Here is a 233-nt window from a genome sequence, read left to right as displayed (position 1 = left end):
CCTCGGCAACCTGAAGATGTTTCCTCGGCGTTATCTGGTGTGGGGCAGCCTGCTGTTCGTTTCGTACGAGCTGTGCCTGTCTTTGTCGATCGGCTATGCCAACAGCGGCCGGCAGGCCATCGAAGTGGGGATGGTCAACTACCTCTGGCCGACCTTCACGATGCTGTCGGCCATCGCATTCAACAAGCAGCGCGCGAATGCCCTGATCGTGCCGGGCGCGCTGGTCTCCATCC

Annotated in this window: 1 pseudogene; it reads left to right on the top strand. The window is 60.9% G+C overall.

The features are described from left to right. Positions 1–233 (top strand): annotated as a pseudogene (locus ACVA6Q_RS24990) (EamA family transporter); the annotation flags it as partial.

Source organism: Vibrio sp. DNB22_10_4 (assembly GCF_052879755.1).
The sequence above is the reverse complement of the archived record's forward strand: the minus strand, read 5'-3'. Positions and strand labels throughout refer to the sequence as shown.